19 protein-coding genes are annotated in these 20735 nt (G+C 74.4%); 11 read left to right on the top strand and 8 right to left on the bottom strand.

Going from position 1 to position 20735, the window contains the following annotated elements:
* Positions 1 to 23: 23 nt before the first annotated feature.
* The 5 genes from E8M80_RS11090 to E8M80_RS11070 are packed head-to-tail and all read left to right on the top strand — an operon-like array spanning position 24 to position 5335.
* Positions 24 to 893, top strand: a complete 870-nt coding sequence (locus tag E8M80_RS11090; RefSeq protein ID WP_137125761.1) for a fumarylacetoacetate hydrolase family protein — start codon at positions 24 to 26, stop codon at positions 891 to 893.
* Positions 894 to 923: 30 nt separating this feature from the next.
* A complete protein-coding gene (locus E8M80_RS11085; protein WP_137125760.1) occupies positions 924 to 1892 on the top strand; it encodes a tripartite tricarboxylate transporter substrate binding protein in 969 nt (322 codons plus the stop codon).
* A gap of 8 nt (positions 1893 to 1900) precedes the next feature.
* The gene (locus tag E8M80_RS11080) at positions 1901 to 3475 is read left to right on the top strand and encodes a sulfatase-like hydrolase/transferase (RefSeq protein WP_137125759.1); all 1575 of its coding nucleotides are present in this window, start codon (positions 1901 to 1903) and stop codon (positions 3473 to 3475) included.
* Positions 3476 to 3486: 11 nt separating this feature from the next.
* A complete protein-coding gene (locus tag E8M80_RS11075) occupies positions 3487 to 4455 on the top strand; it encodes a tripartite tricarboxylate transporter substrate binding protein (RefSeq protein WP_170979340.1) in 969 nt (322 codons plus the stop codon).
* Between the two features lie 10 nt (positions 4456 to 4465).
* Positions 4466 to 5335: a dioxygenase gene (locus E8M80_RS11070; protein WP_170979339.1), complete on the top strand. Its 870-nt coding sequence runs from the start codon at positions 4466 to 4468 to the stop codon at positions 5333 to 5335.
* A gap of 12 nt (positions 5336 to 5347) precedes the next feature.
* On the opposite strand, the gene E8M80_RS26845 is transcribed toward E8M80_RS11070, so the two are convergent.
* Positions 5348 to 5482: a hypothetical protein gene (locus tag E8M80_RS26845; RefSeq protein WP_255467520.1), complete on the bottom strand. Its 135-nt coding sequence runs from the start codon at positions 5480 to 5482 to the stop codon at positions 5348 to 5350.
* Positions 5483 to 5564: 82 nt separating this feature from the next.
* Positions 5565 to 6557 (bottom strand): MFS transporter, encoded by a 993-nt coding sequence (locus E8M80_RS11065; RefSeq protein WP_137125756.1) that lies wholly within the window; start codon positions 6555 to 6557, stop codon positions 5565 to 5567.
* A 223-nt stretch (positions 6558 to 6780) separates the two neighbouring features.
* Here E8M80_RS11065 and E8M80_RS11060 point away from each other — a divergent pair, with 223 nt between their 5' ends.
* Positions 6781 to 8106: a TldD/PmbA family protein gene (locus E8M80_RS11060; RefSeq protein ID WP_137125755.1), complete on the top strand. Its 1326-nt coding sequence runs from the start codon at positions 6781 to 6783 to the stop codon at positions 8104 to 8106.
* 180 nt (positions 8107 to 8286) lie between these two features.
* Positions 8287 to 9747 (top strand): D-glycero-beta-D-manno-heptose-7-phosphate kinase, encoded by a 1461-nt coding sequence (gene rfaE1, locus E8M80_RS11055; RefSeq protein ID WP_137125939.1) that lies wholly within the window; start codon positions 8287 to 8289, stop codon positions 9745 to 9747.
* A gap of 205 nt (positions 9748 to 9952) precedes the next feature.
* On the opposite strand, the gene E8M80_RS11050 is transcribed toward rfaE1, so the two are convergent.
* Positions 9953 to 10414 carry an MmcB family DNA repair protein gene (locus E8M80_RS11050; protein ID WP_137125754.1) on the bottom strand — a complete coding sequence of 154 codons (462 nt, stop codon included), beginning with the start codon at positions 10412 to 10414 and terminating at the stop codon, positions 9953 to 9955.
* Between the two features lie 2 nt (positions 10415 to 10416).
* Positions 10417 to 11250 carry an SDR family NAD(P)-dependent oxidoreductase gene (locus tag E8M80_RS11045; RefSeq protein WP_137125753.1) on the bottom strand — a complete coding sequence of 278 codons (834 nt, stop codon included), beginning with the start codon at positions 11248 to 11250 and terminating at the stop codon, positions 10417 to 10419.
* Positions 11251 to 11347: 97 nt separating this feature from the next.
* Here E8M80_RS11045 and E8M80_RS11040 point away from each other — a divergent pair, with 97 nt between their 5' ends.
* A complete protein-coding gene (locus E8M80_RS11040; protein ID WP_137125752.1) occupies positions 11348 to 12463 on the top strand; it encodes a PQQ-dependent sugar dehydrogenase in 1116 nt (371 codons plus the stop codon).
* Positions 12464 to 12540: 77 nt separating this feature from the next.
* Here the strand turns inward: E8M80_RS11040 and ggt are convergent, their stop codons facing one another.
* Genes ggt through E8M80_RS11025 form a run of 3 tightly spaced genes read right to left on the bottom strand, consistent with a single transcriptional unit; the run spans position 12541 to position 15850 of the window.
* On the bottom strand, positions 12541 to 14238 hold the full coding sequence (ggt, locus tag E8M80_RS11035; protein WP_137125751.1) for a gamma-glutamyltransferase: 1698 nt from the start codon (positions 14236 to 14238) through the stop codon (positions 12541 to 12543).
* Positions 14239 to 14252: 14 nt separating this feature from the next.
* Positions 14253 to 14501 (bottom strand): hypothetical protein, encoded by a 249-nt coding sequence (locus tag E8M80_RS11030; RefSeq protein ID WP_137125750.1) that lies wholly within the window; start codon positions 14499 to 14501, stop codon positions 14253 to 14255.
* Between the two features lie 59 nt (positions 14502 to 14560).
* On the bottom strand, positions 14561 to 15850 hold the full coding sequence (locus E8M80_RS11025) for a toll/interleukin-1 receptor domain-containing protein (protein WP_170979338.1): 1290 nt from the start codon (positions 15848 to 15850) through the stop codon (positions 14561 to 14563).
* Positions 15851 to 15995: 145 nt separating this feature from the next.
* Between E8M80_RS11025 and E8M80_RS25900 the strand changes: the two genes are divergently transcribed.
* The 3 genes from E8M80_RS25900 (at position 15996) to E8M80_RS11015 (ending at position 19234) form a co-directional block, all read left to right on the top strand.
* Positions 15996 to 17717: a tetratricopeptide repeat-containing protein gene (locus E8M80_RS25900; RefSeq protein ID WP_170979337.1), complete on the top strand. Its 1722-nt coding sequence runs from the start codon at positions 15996 to 15998 to the stop codon at positions 17715 to 17717.
* Complete coding sequence (locus tag E8M80_RS25895; protein ID WP_170979336.1) at positions 17714 to 18430, top strand: Crp/Fnr family transcriptional regulator; 717 nt, start codon at positions 17714 to 17716, stop codon at positions 18428 to 18430. Before E8M80_RS25900 ends, E8M80_RS25895 begins: the two co-directional genes overlap by 4 nt.
* A gap of 162 nt (positions 18431 to 18592) precedes the next feature.
* Complete coding sequence (locus E8M80_RS11015) at positions 18593 to 19234, top strand: M35 family metallo-endopeptidase (RefSeq protein WP_170979335.1); 642 nt, start codon at positions 18593 to 18595, stop codon at positions 19232 to 19234.
* A 159-nt stretch (positions 19235 to 19393) separates the two neighbouring features.
* Here E8M80_RS11015 and E8M80_RS11010 read toward each other — a convergent pair whose 3' ends face one another.
* Complete coding sequence (locus E8M80_RS11010) at positions 19394 to 20641, bottom strand: MFS transporter (RefSeq protein ID WP_137125747.1); 1248 nt, start codon at positions 20639 to 20641, stop codon at positions 19394 to 19396.
* Between the last annotated feature and the right edge of the window lie 94 nt (positions 20642 to 20735).

Raw genomic sequence — 20735 nt, 5'->3', positions numbered from 1 at the left:
TTCACCGAGAGGAATAATCGGCCATGCGCCTCCTGCGTTTCGACGATGGTGGCCGCGCGGCCACCGGCGTCCGCCTGGGCGATGCTGTGGTGCCGGTCGCGGCGCTCCAGGGCTGCCCGGAGGACACCGTCGCGATCCTGGCCGGCGGGCCGGCGATGCGGGCACGCGTGCTGGCGGCGGCGAGGGCGTCGGATGCGCGGCGGCCGCTCGCCGGGCTGCGCCTGCTGATGCCGGTCGAGCGCCCGGGCAAGGTCGTCTGCATCGGCCTGAACTACGCCCTGCACGCCAGGGAAGGCGGCAACCCCATCCCGGACTACCCGGCGGTGTTCCTGCGCGTGCAGTCCTCCCTCGTCGGGCCGGATGCGCCGATGCTGCGGCCGGGCTGCTCGACGAAGCTCGACTACGAGGCGGAACTCGCCATCGTCATCGGGAAGGCTGCGCGCTGCGTGACGGAGGCCGAGGCGCTCGATCACGTCGGCGCCTACAGCCTGTTCAACGACGGGTCGGTGCGCGACTACCAGCGCAGGTCCACGCAATGGACCATGGGCAAGAACTTCGACGCGACCGGCGCCTTCGGGCCGGAGCTCGTGACGCCCGACGAACTGCCGCCCGGCGCCGCGCCGCTGCGCATCGCGGCGCGCGTGGACGGCGCGACGGTGCAGGACAGCACGACCGGCGACATGATCTTCCCCGTTGCCCGCTGCATCGCGATCCTGTCGGAAGTCATGACGCTCGAGCCCGGCGACGTGATCGCCACGGGCACGCCCTCGGGTGTCGGCTATGCGCGCAAGCCGCCGCTCTTCCTCGCCCCCGGCATGGTGGTCGAGGTCGAGGTCGAGGGCATCGGCGTGCTGCGCAACACCATCGCGGACGACCCCGCCTTCGCGGGATAACGGCGCCCGCACGGGAGGAGACAAGCAAGAATGTCGCGCAATGCCCTCGGGCGCCGTACTGCGCTTGCCGCCGCCGCCGCCGCCCTTGCCGTCCGCCCGCGGCCAGCCCTGGCGGCCTGGCCCGAGCGGCCGGTGCGGCTCGTCGTCTCCTTCCCGCCCGGCAGCGCGACGGACGCCGCGGCCCGCCTGCTCGGCGAGGCGATCGCGCCGCTGCTCGCCCAGCCGGTCGTGATCGAGAACCGCGGCGGCGCAAGCGGCAACATCGCGACCGCCGCGGTGCGCGCGGCCACGGACGGCCATACGCTGCTGGTCCATGGCGCCGCCTTCGCGGTGAACCCGGCGCTGTTCCGCGCCGCCGGCTATGGCGTCGAGGATTTTGCCGCCATCGCCATCATCGCCACCACGCCCGCGGCCTTCGTGGTGCGCGCGGACAGCCCGGCGCGCAGCCTGCGCGACCTGCTCGAGATGGCCCGCGCGCGCCCGCTCGACTACGCCTCCTCGGGCGCGGGGACGGTGCCGCGGCTGGGTGCCGAGCTGCTGTTCCGGCGGCTCGCCGGCGTGGAGGTCCAGCATGTGGCCTTCCCGCCGGCGCAGGCTGTCACCGCCGTGGTCTCGGGCCATGTGCCGATGGCGGTGGTGGCGCTGCCGACCGCGATGGGCCTGATCCGCGGCGGGCAGTTGCGCGCGCTCGCGGTCGGCTCGGCGCAGCGCGATCCGGCGCTGCCGGAGGTGCCGACGGTGGCCGAGCAGGGCTTCCCGGGCTTCGATGTCGGCGCCTGGAACGGCCTGTTCGCGCCGCGTGGCTTCGACGCCGCCGGCGCGGCGCGGATCGAGGCGGCCTGCACCCAGGTGCTCGCCATCCCGGCGCTGCGCGACCGCCTGGCCGCCGCCGGGTTGACGACGACCGGCCTGGCCGGCGCCGCGGCGCAGGATTTCGTGCGGCGGGAAGCGACGACCTGGGGCGAGGTGGTGCGCCTCGTCGGCGCGACCGCGGACTGAGCACGACCATGGCCCGGCCGCGCAACATCCTGTTCATCATGGCGGACCAGCTGCGCTGGGACCACCTGTCCTGCTACGGCCATCCGCACCTGCACACGCCGCATATCGACGCGCTGGCCCGGCGCGGCGTGCGCTTCGGGCGCGCCTTCGTGCAGTCCCCTGTCTGTGGCCCGTCGCGGATGTCCTTCTACACCGGGCGCACCGTGCACAGCCACGGCGCGACCTGGAACTTCGTGCCGCTGCCGATCGGCGAATACACGCTCGGCGACTATCTGCGCCCCACCGGCATGCGCGTGGCCGTCGCCGGCAAGACCCACATCCACGCGGACGCCGAGGGCATGGCGCGCGTCGGCCTCGCGCGGGAGGCCGAGCCCGGCATCACCATCGCCGAGGGCGGCTTCGAGCCCTTCGAGCGCGACGACGGCGAACACCCGGACCGCCGCACCGGCCCCGACCTGCGCTACAACCAGTTCCTGCGCGCGCAGGGCTATGACAGCGACAACCCCTGGCATTCCTGGGCGAATTCCGCCGAGGGCCCGGATGGGGAGGTGCTGTCCGGCTGGTCGCTCCGCCATTGCCACCTGCCCGCCCGCGTGCGGGAGGAGCACAGCGAGACGGCGTGGATGACCGACCGCGCCATCGACTTCATCCGCGACAGCGGCGACCGGCCCTGGCTGCTGCACCTGTCCTACATCAAGCCGCACTGGCCCTACATCGCGCCCGCGCCCTACCACGCGATGTACGGCCCCACGCAGTTCCTGCCGGTCGTCAAGCACGAAGCCGAGCGCGAGGACCCGCATCCGGTCTATGGCGCCTTCCTCGCGATGGATGCCGCGCAGGCCTTCGGCCGCGACGAGGTGCGCGCCCATGTGCTGCCCGCCTACATGGGCCTGGTGAAACAGATCGACGACCATGTCGGCCGGCTGATGGCGGCGCTCGAGGCCGCCCGGCGGCTCGACGACACGATGGTCGTCTTCACCTCCGACCATGGCGACTACCTCGGCGACCACTGGATGGGCGAGAAGGAGCTGTTCCACGAGTGCAGCCTGCGCATCCCGCTGATCGTGGTGGACCCCTCGGCCGCGGCGGATGCGACGCGCGGGACGGTTGACGATCGCCTCGTCGAGGCGATCGACCTGGTGCCGACCTTCCTCGACGCCGTCGGCGTCGCGCTGCCGACGCATCGCCTGGAAGGACGGTCGCTGCTGCCGCTGCTGCACGGCGCCGACCCGCCCTGGCGCGACGCGGTGTTCAGCGAGCTCGACTTCGCCTTCTACCGCGCGCGCAAGACGCTCTGCCTCGGCGTGCAGGATGCGCGCTGCTGGATGATCCGCACCGCGCGCTGGAAATACGTGGCCTTCAAGGCCTTCGATCGTGCGCAGCTGTTCGACCTGGACGCCGATCCGGACGAGCTGACCGACCTCGGCCGGAGCGCCGGGCACGCGGCGGTGCGTGCCGAACTGCACGCGATGCTGTTCGCGCGCCTGGCCGACCGGCGCAACCGTATCACCGTCAGCGACGCGGATGTGGAGGCGCGCACCGATGGCGCGCGCGCGAACGGCGTGATCATCGGCGAATGGTAGGGAGGAAACAAATGTCCAAGCTTACGCGCCGCACGGCGCTGTCCGCCGCGGCCGGCCTGCTCGCGGCCCCGCGTGTCGCCCATGCCGCCTGGCCGGAGCGCCCGGTGCGCATCCTAGTCGCCTTCCCGCCCGGCTCCTCGACCGACGTGCTGGCGCGCGCGCTGTCCAATGCGCTGACACCCGTGCTCGGCCAGCCGGTGGTGGTCGAGAACCGCCCCGGCGCCGGCGGCAACATCGCGACCGTCCAGGTCAAGCGCAGCCCGGCCGACGGCCAGGTCTTCCTGGCCCATTCGGTCGCCTTCGCGGTGAATCCGAGCCTCTATCGCAACGCCGGATACGACGCGGCGGCGGATTTCGAGCCCGTCGCGCTGCTGGCCAGCACGCCCAACATCATCACCGTGAACCCGGCGCGGCTCGATGTCCGCACGCTGCCGGAGCTGATCGCGGCGGCGCGCACGAGGCCACTCGACTACGGGTCCTCGGGCAACGGCACGACGACGCATCTCGGCATGGAACTGCTGTTCCGCACCCTGGAGCGGGTCGAGGTGCAGCACGTGCCCTTCGGCCCCGCGCAGGCCGTGATCGCCGTGGTCGGCGGCCAGGTGCCGATCGGCAGCACCTCCCTGCCGCCGGCGCTGGCGCTGGTGCGGGAAGGCCGGCTGCGCGGCATCGCTGTCACCAGCCTGGCGCGCGACCCGGCCCTGCCGGACGTGCCCACGGTCGCCGAGCAGGGCCATCCGGGCTTCGAGGCCCTGACCTGGTTCGGCCTGATGGCGCCCGCCGGCACGCCCGCCGAGATCGCCGACCGGATGAATGCCGAGGTTAACCGCGCGCTCGCCTCGGCGGAGGTGCGCCAGATGCTCGATCGGCTCGGCTTCGTCGCGGATGCGCGGTCGCGCGGCGCCTTCGGCACCTATATCCGCGCCGAGATCGAGAAATGGGCCGGCGTCGTCCGCGCCTCCGGCGCACAGGCCGATTGAAGGAACGCACATGCGCGACGTGACACCCGAGACCATCACCGACGCCTTCGCCGCCTATGCCGCGGACGCGGCGGACCCGCGCGCGCGGGAGGTGTTCTGCAGCCTGGCCAGGCACCTCCATGCCTTCGTGAAGGAGACGCGCCTGACCCATGCCGAATGGCTCGCCGGCCTCGCGGCACTCGTGCGTGCGGGCGAGATCACGACGCCCGAGCGCAACGAGTTCATCCTGTTCAGCGACCTGCTCGGTGTCTCGGCGCTGGTCGACATGGTGAACACGCCGCCGGGCGCCACAAGCTGCTCGAACCTCGGCCCCTTCCACCAGCGCGGCGCGCCGGCCCTGCCCGACGGCGGCGACCTCTGGAAGGGCCAGCCGGGGGAGGTGATGGTCGTGACCGGCCGCGTGCTCGACGCCGCGACCGGGGAGGGCGTGGCCGGCGCCGCGCTCGACCTCTGGCAGAATGCCGACAACGGGCTCTATGCGGTGCAGGATGCCGGCCAGCCGGCGAAGAACTACCACGGCACGCTGCACGCGGCGCCCGATGGCCGCTTCGCCTTCAGCACGACGCGCCCGCAGCCCTACAGCGTGCCGGAGGACGGCCCGGCCGGGGACATGCTGCGCGCCCTCGGCCGCAAGGCCGGGCGGCCGGCGCACCTGCACGTGATCGCCGAGGCCGCCGGATATCGCCCCCTGGTGACGGAGCTCTTTCCCGAGGACGACCCCTGCCTCGACAGCGATGCTGTGTTCGGCGTGCGGGAGGATCTGGTCGTGCCGCTCGGCCATGTCGCGAAGGCCGATACGCCGCGGCACCTCGTCGCGCGCGACAGCCTGCCCGAGCGCGTGCTGCATGCGCAACTCGTGATCCGCATGGCGCGGGCCTGACGCGGCGGCGCCCTACCGCCCCGCGCGCAGCAGCGCCGGCGCCACCAGCAGGCTCACGACGCCGAGTTGCACCGCCACGGCCATCATCGGCAGGTCCCAGCCGCCGCTCGCCCGGACCAGCAGGGCAAAGAGCGCCGGCCCCGCCACGTCGCCGAGGAAGGTCAGCAGCGTGGAACCCGAGGTTCGCCGTCCGAGACCTGCTCGCGCGGCCCCAGGCGCGCGACCTCCGCTAGGTGGATGCTGTTCCAGCTGGCTGCCACGAAGCCCGCGAGACCCGCGAGGATCGAGGCTTCCGCCGGGCGCGGGCGGCGGGCAGCGTCCTCAGCAGGAGCACCGCCGCGGCCGCCGCGGCACCCTGCGCCAGCAGATTGACGCTCGGCCGCCCGGTGCGGTCCGCGAGCCAGCCGAGGGCGATGCGCGCCACCACCCCCGCCCCCTGCATGGCGGCGAAGACACCCCCGGCCTCGACCAGCGAGAGCCCGCGCGTCTCGACCAGCCAGGTCACGGTGAAGGCAAACAGGCAGCCCTGCACCATGGCGAAGGAGACCGCGATCGCCGTCAGCGGCAGCAGCGCGGGCGCCATTCGCAGCGCCCGGAGCGGCGCGGCGAGCGTCGCCGGCGCCAGCACGGCGCGCGGGCCGATCGGCCGCGCCGGGTCGCGTTCGGCATCGAGGCGCGGGCGCAGGCCCCGGATGGCGGCGGCCGAGGCCAGCGCCGTCGCCGCGCAGAGCGCCAGCGCCGTGCCCCAGCCGAAGGCCGCCACGCCCGGCGCGGTCACGAGGCCGGCCAGCATGCCGCCCATCGGCGCACCCGCCTGCTTCACCGAGAAGATCAGCGTCCTGTGCGCCGGCGGCGCCGTCGCGGCCAGGATGCGGCTGCCCGCCGGCGGGCTCGGCCCATAGCCGATGCCGAGCAGGATCGCGGCCAGCATCAGCGCGGGCACGCTGCCGAGCGAGAGCGCGAGCAGCCCGGCCGCCGAAATGGCCGCCCCCGCCTGCAGCATCCTGACCGGCCCCAGCCGCGCCAGGAGCGGCCCGCCGAAGGCGAGGAACAGCACGGTGCCGAGGGCGTTCAGCGCCGAGAGGTTGCCGATCGCCGCCGCCGCCAGGCCGAGGCTGGCGGTCAGCAGCGGCGCCACGACCGGCAGGCTCCGCGCCATGAAGGAGGCGACGACCTGCATCAGCAGCGTCGCGCCGAGGGCGGCGCGCCAGGCGCCCGTCATGCGGCGCGCGGGAGATGGGCGGCTGGCCCGCGGCGCTTCGGCATCCCGGCCCTCATGCGGTGCGCCAGGAACGCCAGAGCAGCGCCGGGTCGGGTCGAACCGCCCCCGGCCGGCGGCGCCCGTCGCCTGCTGGCCCTGGGCGGCGGCGGCGCCTTCGCCTAGGTAACAGGGGCGACCGCCGCGACTGACCCCCGGGCGCGGCAGCCCCCAGCAAGGACGCGAGATGGACCGCCTCAGCACCCTTTCCGACCTGATCGCCGCGGCGCGGCGCGCCGGCGCCGACGCCGCCGATGCGCTGCTCGTGGCCTCCGCCTCGCTGTCCGTGAAGCGTCGCCTCGGGGAGATCGAGCAGCTCGAGCGGTCGGAGGGCTGCGACCTCGGGCTCCGGGTCTTCCTCGGCCGGCGCGTCGCCATCGTCTCCTCGACCGACCCCAACCCGAAGGGCTTCGCCGCCCTGGCCGAGCGCGCGGTCGCGATGGCCCGCGTGGTGCCGGAGGACCCCTTCGCCGGCCTGCCCGAGGCGGTCCCGACGCCATCGCGGGCGCTCGACCTCGACGACCCGGCCGAGCCCGCGGCCGAGGTGCTGCTCGCGCGCGCCGCGGCGGCCGAGGAAGCCGCGCTGGCCGTGGCCGGCGTCACCAACAGCGAGGGCGCCGAGGCCGGCTGGGCCCGCACGCGGATCGCGCTGGTCGGCTCCAACGGCTTCGCCGGCGCCTTCGCGCGCACGTCCCATTCCGTATCGGCCACCGCGCTGGCGGGGACCGGGACGGGGATGGAGCGCGACTACGACTGGTCCTCCACCGTGCACCTTGCCGACCTCGACGACCCGGTCGCGATCGGCCGGCGGGCGGGCGAGCAGGCGGTGCGCCGCCTCAACCCCACGCGGCCGCGCACCGCGCGCCTGCCTGTGGTGTTCGACCCGCGCGTCGCCGGCAGCCTGCTCGGCCACCTGGCGGGTGCGATCAGCGGCGCGGCGGTGGCGCGCGGCACCTCCTTCCTCAAGGACCGCATGGGGGACCGCGTGCTGGCGGCGGGCCTGACGGTGCGCGACGACCCGCTGCGGCCGCGCGGCCTCCGGTCCCGCCCCTTCGACGGCGAAGGCATGCCGGGCGAGGGCCGCGCCATCGTCGCGGACGGCGTGCTGACCACCTGGCTGCTCGACTGGCGGAGCGCGCGGCAACTGGGCCTCGCCTCGACCGGCCATGCCAGCCGCGGGACCGGCGGCGCGCCCGGCCCGGCGCCGTCGAACCTCTGGCTCGAGCCCGGCCCCCTGACGCCCGCTTCCCTGATGGCGGACATCGCCGAGGGGCTCTACGTGACGGAACTGATCGGCATGGGCGTGAACGGCGTGACCGGGGACTACAGCCGCGGCGCGGCCGGCTTCATGATCCGCGGCGGGCAGCTGGCCGAGCCGGTCAGCGAGGTCACGATCGCGGGCAACCTCAAGGACATGTTCCTGCACATCACGCCGGCGAACGACCTCCGCTTCCGCCGCGGCACGGACGCGCCGACGCTGCGCGTCGAGGGCCTGACGATGGCGGGAGGCTGAGGGACGGGAAGGGGCTGCGCCCATCGGCGCGGCATCCGGCGCCGGTCGGTGGCGGCAATCGCCAAGGCTTCCGGCGCTGCCCGCGGAACGGTTCGGCCGCGACCGTTACCTTGCGTTGCAGCACATGGCCGGGCTACGGCTTCCCGTATGGAAGGCCCCGTGACCGACTCCGACCGACCGATGCCGGAGATCCCCGTGGCCGACCTCGTTGCCGCCGTGCGGCAGCTCCGCCGCGGCACCGTGCTGGTGGTGGGCGATGCCATGCTCGACCGCTACGTCTTCGGCGCGGTGCGACGCATCAGTCCCGAGGCGCCGGTGCCCGTCCTGGCCGTGGAGCGCGAGCTCGCCATGCCGGGCGGCGCGGGCAACGTGGTGCGCAACCTGACGGCGCTCGGCGCCGCGGTCGCCTTCGTCTCGGTGGTGGGCGACGACCAAGCGGGCAGCGACCTGACCGGGCTGATCGGCGGCCAGCCGGGCGTCGAGCCCTGGCTGCTGGTGCAGGGCGGCCGCCACACCACGACCAAGACGCGCTTCCTCGCGAACGGCCAGCACATCCTGCGCGCCGACCAGGAGGTCGTGCAGCCGATCCACCCGCGCCTCGCGGACCGCATGATCAAGATCGCGGGCGACGCGGTGGCCGCGACTGCCGTGCTCGTGCTGTCCGACTACGGCAAGGGCGTGCTCGACGGCGACACCGCGCGGCAGCTGATCGACGCGGCGCGTGCCGCCGGCCGCCCGGTGGTGGTGGACCCCAAGGGTCGCGACTTCTCCCGCTATGCCGGGGCCGACATCGTCACGCCCAACCGCGCCGAGCTGGCCGAGGCGACCGGCCTGTCGGTCGACACCGAGGACGGCGTCGTCGCCGCCATGCGCGCGCTGCAGGCCGCGCACGGCTTCGGCGCCGTGCTGGTGACGCGGAGCGAGGACGGCATGACGCTGCTCGACGGTGCCCGCCTGCACCATTTCCCGGCCGAGGCGGCGGAGGTGCACGACGTCTCCGGCGCCGGCGACACGGTGGTGGCCACGCTCGCGGCCGGGCTGGCCTCCGGGCTGGCGCTGCCGGTGGCCGCGCGGCTGGCCAACATCGCCGCCGGCATCGTGGTCGGGAAGGTCGGCACGGCGGTGGCGCGGGAGGAAGAGATCATCGAGGCGCTGACGCCCGAGCGCGGCGCGTTGCGCAAGGTGATGTCGCGTTCCGCCGCCATCGAGCAGGTGGAGCGCTGGCGCCGCCGCGGCTGGCGCATCGGCTTCACGAACGGCTGCTTCGACCTGCTGCATCCGGGCCATGTGCACCTGCTGGAACAGGCGCGGTCCTGGTGCGACCGGCTGGTCGTCGGGCTGAACACGGATGCAAGCGTAAAGCGCCTCAAGGGCGCGGCACGGCCGATCCAGGGGGAGGCGGCGCGCTCGGCGGTGCTGGCATCCCTCGCGACCGTCGATTGCGTGACGCTGTTCGACGAGGACACGCCGGTCGAGCTGATCCGGCTGATCCGTCCGGACGTGCTGGTGAAGGGCGCGGACTACACGCCCGACCAGGTGGTTGGCGGCGACCTCGTCCAGGATTACGGCGGGCAGGTGCGCCTCGCCGCGCTGCTGCCGGGCAATTCGACCACGGCCACGGTCGCGCGCATCAAGGGGTGATGCTGGCCGCCTGTGGCGGCGATACCGGATGGACCTGCGACGAAAATGCGGGGGGAGAAGGGAACTTCTCCCCCCGGACCCCCCTCAACCTTTTTTGTCCTTTGGCGCCCGCCTTCCAGGACCTGCGCCAAGTGCCAAAGAAGGGAGGGGGCTCGGGGGAGGTTCTCCTCCCCCCACCTGCCTTCCCGGGCTCCAGACCCGTCCCTCATTCGACCCTAAGCGCCGCCCGCATCTCCGCCGCCCCCGCCGGGTCCGCCAGCGCCGCGAGCCGCCCGCCCGCGAGCATCGCGTAGCGGTGCAGCAACGCGCGGCGGCGGGCCGGGGCCAGTCGGTGTTCCGGTGCCTCGCGCAGCAGCGCGGCCTCGCCGTCGCAGGCTGCGATCAGCCCAACCTCCGTGGGCAGCAGCGCCTGCGGGAAGTCGAGGTCCACGGCGAAGTAGAGCCGGTCGCACCAGGCGCGGTAGTCGGGCCATTTGGCGTCGCCCAGGTAGTCGCGCGCGCAGGACTTCACCTCGATCACCGCGAAGCCGCCGGCCGGCAGCAGCGCCAGGATGTCGGCGCGGCGGCCGTCGGGCAGCGGCACCTGCTCGAGCGGCGCCCAGCCGCGCAGCGCGCAGAACCGCGCGGCGGCGCGCGTCACGGCCAGCGTGCGGGCCGGCGCCTCCATCGTCAGCGCGTGAGCCCCATGGGCTTCGGCGTCGCGCCCACATTGCCGGCCGAGCGCCCGGCATCGACCGGCAGCGTGACGCCCGTGATCCAGCGCGCGGCGGGGGAGGCGAGGAAGCAGGCCGCCTCCGCCACGTCCCAGGCGGTGCCCTCGACCTTCAGCAGTCCCGCGCTGGCGCGCTGCTGTCGGAGTTCGTCGCCCATCCCGCGGGAGGCGACCATCGGCGTGTAGACATAGCCCGGCGCCACCGCGTTCACGCGGATCAGGTCGCCGCCGTGATGCGCGGCCATGGCGCGCGTCATCTGCACGATGGCGCCCTTGGTGGTGGCGTAGAGCAACCCGGGATGCCCGCCCTGGAGGCCGGCGATGGAGGCGAGGTTGACGATCGCGCCGGCGCCCGCGCGGCGCATCTCGGGCACCGCGTATTTCGCCATCAGCATTACGGACTTCACGTTGACCGCCATGCCGTGGTCCCAGGCGTCCGGGTCCACCGCCTCGGCGTCGCCGGGCGGGCCGCTGATGCCGACGTTGTTCACCAGGATATCGAGCCGGCCGAACTGCCGCACGGCCTCCGCCACCGCCGCCGCGCAGTCGGCCGCCTTCGCGACGTCGGCGATGGCGGCGGCGCAGGTGCCGCCCTCCGCGCGGATCATCTCCTCGGTACCGGTCAGCCAGTCGCGCTCCACGTCCAGCAGCAGCACGCGCGCGCCGCGGCGCGCGAGAAGGGCGGCGATGGCGCGCCCATTGCCGATGGTGGTCGCGTCGGTGCCCGAGGGGCGCGAGCCCGCGCCGGTGACGATCGCGACGCGGCCGTCGAAGCGGGTGTTGTCCTGCATGGTGGTCTCCTCCGTTGCCGGCAGCCTGCACCGGGATGGCCGGGGGCGGAAGCCGCGGGCGGTTGCACGGCGGGCGGGCCGGGGCCACTTCCGGCGCATGATCCGTCGCGCCCTTCTCGCCCTGCCGTTCCTCGCCGCCCCCGCCCTGGCGCAGGAGGCGCCGGTCGCCTCGGAGCGCGCTGCCTTCCGCGTCACGATCTTCGCCACGGGGCTCGAACGCCCCTGGGGCGGGGCCTTCCTGCCGGATGGCAGCCTGCTCGTGACCGAGCGCGTCGGCCGGCTGCGCCGGGTCGGCACGGATGGCCGCGTCTCGGCGCCGCTCGGCGGCGTGCCGCAGGTCGATTCCGGGTCGCAGGGCGGGTTGCTCGACATCGCCCTCGCCCCCGACTTCGCGCGCACGCGGGAGGTTTTCTTCTGCCAGGCGGCGCTGGTCGAGGGCGGTTCCCTGACCAGGCTGGTCGCGGCGCGGCTCTCGCCAGCCGGGGATGCGCTGGTCGGGCTGCGCCGCCTGCTGGATGCGACGCCGGCGCAGTCCTCGGGCAAGCTGCACTACGGCTGCCGTATTGCCTTCGGGCCGGAGGGGCACGTCTTCCTCTCGACCGGGGAGCGCAACGAGCGCGCCCGCGCGCAGCGGCTCGACGACCTGGCCGGCAAGGTGATCCGCCTGACGCGCGACGGGCGCGTGCCGGCCGACAATCCCTTCGTCGGCCAGCAGGGCGTGCGGCCCGAGATCTGGTCGTATGGCCACCGGCATCCGCAGGGCCTCGCCTTCAACCCCTGGACCGGCAGCCTTTGGGAAGCCGAGTTTGGCCCGCGCGGCGGGGACGAGATCAACGTGATCCGCCGCGGTGCCAATTTCGGCTGGCCGGTGGTCAGCCACGGTCGGGAATACTGGGGGCCGCGCATCTCGCGGGAAGTCAGCGCGCCGGGGCTCGAGGACCCGATCCATGTCTTCGCGCCGGCGGTGAGCCCCTCCGGCATCGCCTTCTACGACGGGACGGCGTTCCCGGGCTGGCGGCGGAGCCTGTTCGTGGCCGCGCTGAACACGCCGGGCCTGGTGCGCCTGACGACCGAGGGCGACCGCGTGGTCGGCGAGGAACGGCTGCTGACCGGGATGGCGCGGCTGCGCCATGTCCTGGCCGGGCCGGACGGCCGGCTCTATCTGCTGACCGATGAGACCGAGGGCCGCATCCTGCGGCTCGACCCCGCCTAGGCAAAGCCAGGTCCCGGTTTCCAAAGGCCTTCCGGCTCTTTGGCGGGGAGGGTGCGGGCGGGGCGGCGCCCCTCCTGCTATACCCGTTGTGCTCCCGCCGAATCCGGCCAGAACCGCACCCCCTGCCGTGCCAGCCCGCCGCCGACGCCGACCGCCGTGCCGTCCGCGCGCCAGCAGGCCGCCCCTTCCATGACGCCATCCGGGTGGAAGGCGATGGCGCACATGCCGCCGCCGACATGGGGCAGGCGCGCGACGTCGTGCCCGCGCGCGGCGAGGTCGCCGCGCACCGCGTCGGGCACCGCGGGCTCGACCTCGACGGCCTCGCCCTGCGTCCAGAGGCGCGGTGCCTCCACCGCCTCCTGCAGCGACATGCCGTGGTCCACCAGGTTCAGCATGGCCTGCATGACGGACCCGAAGATTCGCAGGCCGCCCGGCATGCCGAGCGCGTAGGCCGGCTTGCCGCCGCGCAGCACGATCATCGGCGCCATCGAGGTGGTGACGCGCTTGCCCGGCGCGATGGACAGCGCGCGCCCCGGCCGCGGATCGAAGGTGGCCAGGTAGTTGTTCGGGATCATGCCCGTGCCGCCCACCAGGAAGCGCGCGCCGAATGCGGAATTGATGGTCTGCGTCGAGCAGACGATCCGGCCGTCCGAATCGGCCACCGTGATGTGCGTGGTGTTCGGGCTCTCGGCGGCCGGGATGCCGGCGCCCCAGGCCTGGGCGCGCGCCATGTCGAGCATCGCGCGGCGCTGGTCGGCGTAGTTCATCGACGTCAGGCGTTCGACCGGCACGGCCACGAAGGCGGGGTCACCCGAGGCCGCGGCGCGGTCGGCGAAGGCGATCTTCAGGCATTCGGCCAGCAGGTGCAGAGTGTCGGCGCTGCCGAAGCCCATGGCGCCGAGGTCGTGGCCCGACAGGATGTTCAGCATCTGCAGCACATGCACGCCGGAGGATGCGGGCGGCGGCGGCAGCACCACCTCGACGTCGCGATAGGGGCCGCGCAGCGGCGCGCGCTCGACGGTGCGGTAGGCGCGGAGGTCCTCGGCGGTGACGATGCCGCCGGCGCGTACGATGCCCTCCGCCACCGCGGCGCCGAGCGCGCCGGACAGCGCCGCCGCGCCTTCCTTCGCCACTGCCTTGAGCGTCTCGGCGTATTCCGCCTGCACGACGCGGTGGCCGGGCTTCAGCACGGCGCCGCCGGGCAGATAGAGCGCGGCGATGGCGGGGTCACGCGCCAGGTCGGGCGCCGCCTCGGCCGCGCATTCGGCCAGGTAGGGCGTGGCGCGGAAGCCGCGTTCGGCGTGGCGGATCGCCGGCGCCATCACATCGGCCAGCGGGAAGGTGCCGAAGCGGGCCAGCGTCTCGCACCAGGCCAGCAGGTTGCCGGGCGTGGCGACCGAAAGCCCGCCCACGGCATTGGCGCGGCCGACGGCCTCGAGGCTGCGCGGGCTGTCCGGCTGCGCGGGCGTGAACATGTCGGGCCGCGCCGCGGCGGCGACGGTCGCCATGCCGTCGATGACGGTGTGGGTGCCGTCCGGCAGGCGCAGATGGGCCGTGCCGCCGCCGAGCAGCCCGACCATCATCGGCTCGACCACGGTCAGCGCGAACAGGGCGGCGATTGCGCCGTCCACGGCGTTGCCGCCGGCGGCCAGCATCTCGGCCCCGGCGGCGGAGGCGAGCGGGTGGTTCGTGACCACCATGCCCCGCGTGCCCGTGGCAGGGCGCTTCTCGCACGCGAAGCGCGTGCCGGCGCGCGCGGTCCAGTCCTGCGTCATGGCGGCGGTCCCGTTCAGTTGGCTGGCGTCGACAGGCGAATGAGCCGTTGCGGGGCGCAGAGATCCTCCCCGGCCCGGCTCTCGACCGCGCCGCCCGACCAGCGGATGCGCAGGTCGCAGCGGCAGGGCATGTCGCGCGGCGGCGTGAGGTGCAGGGCATTGCCGGCCGGCAATTCGACACGGCCGATCAGGGATGGCCCGAAGCGCGATTCCCCGGCGGGGGAGATCTCGACCGCGACGATGGTGCCGGGCCCCTGGTTCATGAGCATGAAGGGCCGTGGCCGCGGGTCCTGCGCAAGGGCCGGCGCCGACGACAGCGCGATCAGGGCCGCGAGCCCGACGCCGAGCCCTTGCTTCCCTCGAAGCGCAATTCGGCTGCGGTGCAAAGGTCGACCCCCGGACGGTCCTCGGTCCTGCCGCCAACATAGACGACACGGATGTTGAACAGGCAACCCTGGCCGGGCGGCGCGCGCAGCAGCACGGCGTTGCCGGGGGTGATCTGCGCCTGGCCGAGCCAGTCCTGCCGTCCGATGCCCTCCTCGAGCCGCCCGACATAGAGCTGCGTGATGGTCGCGTCCGCGCCATTGGAGAGCCGGGCGGCGGGGATGGCGGCCGGCGTCGGCGTGGTGCCGACCGGGCCGGGCATCACGGGGGCGGGGCCGGGTGCCTGCGGGACGGGCGCGCCGGCGGGTGCCGGGGAAGCACCGGGCAACGGCAGGCCGGGCAGGCCGAGCCCCGTGAGCGCGCCCGGCAGCCCAAAGCCGGCGCGTGGCGCGGGGGCGGGATCCGCCCCTGCGGCCGGCGGCGGCGCGGCGGCCGGGACCGGTGCCTCGCGCGCGGCCGCGACGCCTGCGCCCGCGGATCCGGGCGCGTCGCCCCGCGCCGCCGTCGCGCCGATGTCGAGCCATGAGCGCAGCCGCGGTTCATAGACCCAGGCCACGGCGCCGAGCACGGCCAGCATCAGCACCAACCCGATCGCGACCGCGAGGCCGAGGCTGCGGCGCGGCCGGGGCAGGTGCGGCGCCGGGTCGGCTGGCGGCCGGCCGGCCGTGCTGGCCGCCGGCTCCACGCGGCGCGGCGCGGTGCCGGCGGGCGCGCGTGCCGGCGGCGGCGTGGGCGCCGCCACCGGCAGCCGCCCTCCAGCCGCGGCCGCGCGCGCCGCGGCGACCATCGCCGCCGCTTGGCCACGCGGGATCTCGATCGTCGCGTCGGCGGCCAGCGCGATTCGCACGCCGGCCGCCAGCGCATCGACGTGCTGCTCGATCGGGGGCGGGAAGACGTTCAGCCAGTGCGACCCCGCGAGATGTAGCCTGAGCGCCCCGCCGGGCTGGCAATCCTCGATCCGCACCGGCACCAGCGCGAGGGACTGCGAGACCGCGGTCACGACCTCGTTCCTGACATGCACGGAGGCCGCCGTATGGCGGGACAGCACGAGCACCATGGCATGCGCGCGGCCGATCGCGGTCAGGATGGCCTCGCCCCAGTCGGCGCCGGCGGACACGTCGCGCGGCGCCATCCAGCAGGCGATGCCGCGCGATTCCAGTGCCGCGCAGACCGCGTCGGCGGCAGCACGGTCGGCAGACGCGTAGCTCAGGAAAACGTCATGAGGCATCGGCGGCGTCCGGGACGTTCGTTTCTGGCACAGCACGCGCCGCAGCGCCATCGCGCGGCTGCGGTCGCGAACCCCGGATGCGCGCCACGTTGCGGCGGCCGCCCGGCCTCCGTAGGATGACCGACTGTCCCGCGGCCGAGGCCCGATGTCCGACCCGCTTTCGGAAGTCCTGGCACTCGAGGCCGAGGGCCTCCTGTTTTCCGCCCATGACCGCGCGATGGTGGCGCTTGCCGAGCGTCCCGACGACGTGGCGCTGCGCTACCGCGCGACCCTGACCATCGCGCGGACCGGCGCGACGGTCATGGCGCTCGACCTGTTCCATCGCCTGCGGCTCGAGGCGGTGGCGGACCCCGAGGTCGCCGCGCTGGGCGCGCGGCTTCTGAAGGACCGCGCCTTCGAGCAGCCGGTCGCCGTCCGGGGCCCGCTGCTGCGGGAGGCGGCGCGGCGCTACGACCTGCTCTGGCGTCGCGGTGGCGCCGGCTGGCACGGGGTGAACGCGGCGGCGCTGCGCCTGCTGGCCGGGGAGCGCGAGGCGGCGGCCGCCATCGCCGGCCGCGTGCTCGAGACGCATCGCGACGGCGGCGACTACTGGGCCGCGGCCACGCGGGCCGAGGCGCTGCTGCTCGCCGGCCGCGCGAACGAGGCGCGCACGGCGCTGCTGGAAGCGGAGGCGCGGGCCGGCAACGACCTTTCGGCGCGCGCCACCACCCGGCGGCAGATGCGGCGGGAGGCGGTGGCGCTCGGCCTGTCGCCGGCGATGGTGGACGTGCTGCGGATCCCGGCGGTGCTGCACTACACGGGCCACATGCCGAAGCCCGGCCAGGACGGCGCGGCGGAGGAGGCGGAGATGGCCGCCGGGCTCGACGCCGCCATCGCCGGCGCCAATGTCGGCGCGGCCTTCGGCGGGCTGGCCGCCGGGCTCGACATCCTGGCGGTGGAGGCGCTGCTGCGCGCCGGCATCACGCCGACCTGCGTGCTGCCCTGCGACCCCGTGCTGTACGAATCGGACTCGGTCGCCCCGGCGGGCGCGCAATGGGTGGCGCGCTTCCGCACCGTGCTGCCGCGCGTGCGCGTGGTGCAACTCGACGAACGACCCTTCCCGGACGACGACCTGCACCTCGCGATGGCGGCGCGGCGCGCCATGGGCCTCGCGCGGCTGCACGCCCGGCACCGCGACGGGGAGGCCGTGCAGGTGGCGGCGTGGGACGGCAGGCCGGCGCGCGGGGCCGCCGGCACGGGCGCCGACGTGCAATCCTGGACCGAGGCCGGGGGGCGGTCGATCCAGATCGGCTGGCCCTGGCCGCGCAACGGCACGGGCAATGGCGCGCCGGAGGCCCGGCGCCGGCCCATGGCGGTGCTGTTCGGCGACCTGCCGCGCTTCTCGGCGCTGGACGATGCCGGGCTCGCCGCCTTCTACGAGGGGCCGCTGCGGGCGATGGGCCAGGCATTGGACCGGCACCCCGCGCGCTACCGCAATGCCTGGGGGGATGCCGTGCAGATCGCCTTCGACGAGGTCCCGGCCGCCGCGGCCTGTGCCTTCGACATGCGCGCCGCGCTGGAGGCGCAGGAGCCGCCGATCCACCCCCGCTTCGCGCTGGATTTCGGGCCGATGCTGCCGGTGCAGGACGCCGTGCAGCGGGTCGAGAAGTTCTCCGGCCGCGCCATGACGCGTGCGGCGCGCATCGAGCCCGTCACGCCGCCCGGGCGCATCTTCGCGACCGAGGCCTTCGCGTGCGAGGTGGCGCTGCTGCCGCGCGGCGCGCCGCTGGCCTGCGACTATGCCGGGCTGATCCCGACTGCCAAGGGCTTCGGCGCGCTGCCGCTCTATGCGCTGCGCCGCGCCTGGGCCCAGGAGGAGATGGCATGAGCGACACACGTCTTGCCGAGGAGCTCGGCCAGGTCCACCTACTGCGCGACTTGCCGCCCGTGGCGCTCGCGCGGTTGGCGGAGGGCGCGCGGCGGCTGGCACCCGCTGACGGCGCGCCGCTGTTCTCCCAGGGCGACCCGCCGGATGCCGTCTATGCGGTTCTGGAAGGGCGCGGGCGCGTGCGCGTCGGTGCCCCGGACAACGCCGCCAAGCGCCTGATGGTCGAGGTGTTCCGCACCGGCGACGCCTTCGGGGAGATCGGCGTGCTGGACGGCTCCCCGCGCAGCGCGGACGCGGTCGTGATCGGCGAGGTGAAGCTCGCGCGGATCCCGGCTGCTGCCTTCCTCGAGGTCGCGCAGGGCGAGCCGGCGCTCGGCCTCGCGCTCGCGCGGCTGCTGTCGGTGCGGCTGCGGCGCACCTTCGGACTGCTGCAGGATGCGACCTTCGCACCGCTCGAGGTGCGGCTCGCGCGGCAGGTGATGTACCTGTTGAAGGCGGACAGCGTGAAGACCGAGAAGGGCGTGCGCCTCGCCGCGCGGTTCCGGCAGGGGGACCTGGCCGACCTGCTCGGCGCCACCACGCGCAGCATCATCTCGATCCTGAATGCGTGGCGGGCGGCGAACCTCGTCGCCTACGACACCGAGAAGGCGTTCCTCTTCGTGCTGGACGAGGCGGGGATGGCGGCCGTCGCGGCGGGGCCGCGCGAGGCTTGAGACACGGCGGGGCCGCGCGAGGCTTGAGATATGGCGGGGCCGCGCGAGGCGTGAACGTCGGCGGGCGCCCGGCGTGAAGCGATTCCTGGCGCGGCGCCCGGGCGGCAGGGCATGATGCGCGGCATGATACGTCTGCCCAGGGCCATGCGGTGCGCCCCGCTCATGGCCGCCTTTCTGCTGGCGGCGCTCCCCGCGCTCGCCGACCTGCCTGGCGCGAAGCCGCCGCCGCTTGCGCCGCATGCGCGCGTGCACCAGGTCGAGGGACCGGCCGAGAAGCCGCCGCCGCTCGAGCGCGGCCCCGCCGATATCGCCGGCCCCGCCTGTTCCCCCGAGCACCACCGGCCGGTGATCGACGCGGCGCTGGTCGAGGCGCGGCTGCGCATCGCCGAGGCGGTGCGCCTGGTGCGCGAGGAGCCCGGCCACCCGCACATCGCCCGCTGGTTCGGCACCGCGGGCCGCAAGGGCGTGCTGATCACGCTGGAGCAGACCGAAGCGCGCCTCGCCGACATCGAGGGCGTCGAGATCCGCTGCAACGACCCTGCGGCCTGCCCGGGCGGGCGGTTCGCCTATGCGCGGGAACGCGACCTGGTGCTCGGGCTCTGCCCGCCCTTCTTCCGTGCCCGGATGGAGGGCACGGACAGCCGCTGGGGCATCCTGATCCACGAGGCGACGCATCTCGCGGCCAATACGCGCGACCATGCCTACCGGCCGAACGGCGCGCTGGTGCTGGCGAAGGACGACGCGATGCGCGCCGCCGAGAACGCCGACAACTTCGAATACTTCGTCGAGACCCTGCCGCGCTGATGCCTGGCGCACGAAGGCTCCACCTTCGTGCCCCTCAGACGCCGGGCGGGCCGCATCCGCGGCCCTTGGCTTCGCCGGACAACCGGCGGACCGCAGTCGCGGCCTCGGCCCTTCGGGCCGAAAGTCGGAACTTCGTGCACTTGGTATGAGGCGCGCGCGTCAGCCGCGCACGGGCCGCACCGTCGCCAGGATGGCGGCGCCCGCGCCGAGGAAGACCAGCACCGTGGCCATCCCCGCCGCCTGGCTGCCGGTCGCGGTGGTGACCACGGCCAGCGCCGCCGGGCCGAGGAAGCCCGTGATGCGGCCGGACAGCGCGAACAGCCCGAAATGCGCCGTGCACTGGTCGACCGGCGCCATGCGCGCCATCAGCGTGCGCGACGCCGCCTGCGCCGGCCCCATGAAGATGCCGAGCGCCATGGCGAGCGCCCAGAACCAGGACTTGCTCTCGGCCAGCAGCAGTGCGGCGCCAAGACCGATCATGGCCACCAGCGCGATCAGCACCGTGCGCTTCGAGCCCAACCGGTCCTCGAACAGCCCGAAGGCCGCCGCGCCGCCGCCCGCCGTCACGTTGAGCGCGATGCCGAAGAGCAGGATCTCCTCGAAGGTCATGCCGTGGACGCCGGCGGCGTAGATCGCGCCGAAGGCGAACAGCGTGTTGAGGCCATCCGTGTAGAACAGCCGCGCGACGAGGAAGCGCAGCATGTCCGGCCGCTTCGGCAGACCGCGCAGCAGGAAGCGCGTCTCGGCCACGCATTCGGCGACGGCGCGGCCCATCGGCACGCGTTCCCCCGGCGGGTCCGGCACCACCAGGATGACCGGCCAGGCAAACAGCACCGTCCAGGCCGCGACCAGCAGCGCCGTCGCGCGGACATGCTCGGAGGCGTCGCGGTCGAGGCCGAACAGCGCCGGGTTCGGCTGGATCAGCAGCACGAGCGCCAAGCTGAGGCAGGCGAGCCCCCCCGCATAGCCGAGCCCCCAGGCGAGGCCCGAGACGCGCCCGATATGGTCGGGCGTCGTCACCTCCGGCAGCATGGAATTGTAGAAGACCGTGCCGACCTCGAAGGCGATGGTGGCCAGCATGACGCAGCCGAGCGCCCAGAGCGTCCAGGATGGGTCGGGCTCGGCATACCAGACGAGCGCCGTGAAGACGGCGGTGCAGAAAGTCGCCGCCGCCAGCAAGGCGCGCCGGTGGCCGCCGCGGTCGGCGATGGCGCCCAGCAGCGGCGAGAGGATGGCGATGCCGATCGCCGCCAGCGTCTGCATCCAGCCCCATTGCGCCTGGCCGGTGGCCGGGTCGGGGGCGATGCCCTGGGTGAAGTAGGCCGCGATCACGAAGGTCGATACGACCGTCGGGAAGGCGCTGTTCGCCCAGTCGAAGGTGGCCCAGGCGATCGCCTTGCGGTTCATGGGTTCGGTCGTGCCGGAAGTGCCGCCCGCCGGCAAGGGTGGAACGGCCCCGTGCCGTGGCCGGCGCGCCGTGCCATAAGCGCCGCCCCAACCG

This window comes from Roseomonas sp. HF4 (assembly GCF_005222755.1).
Classification (GTDB): domain Bacteria; phylum Pseudomonadota; class Alphaproteobacteria; order Acetobacterales; family Acetobacteraceae; genus Neoroseomonas.
The sequence above is the reverse complement of the archived record's forward strand: the minus strand, read 5'-3'. Positions and strand labels throughout refer to the sequence as shown.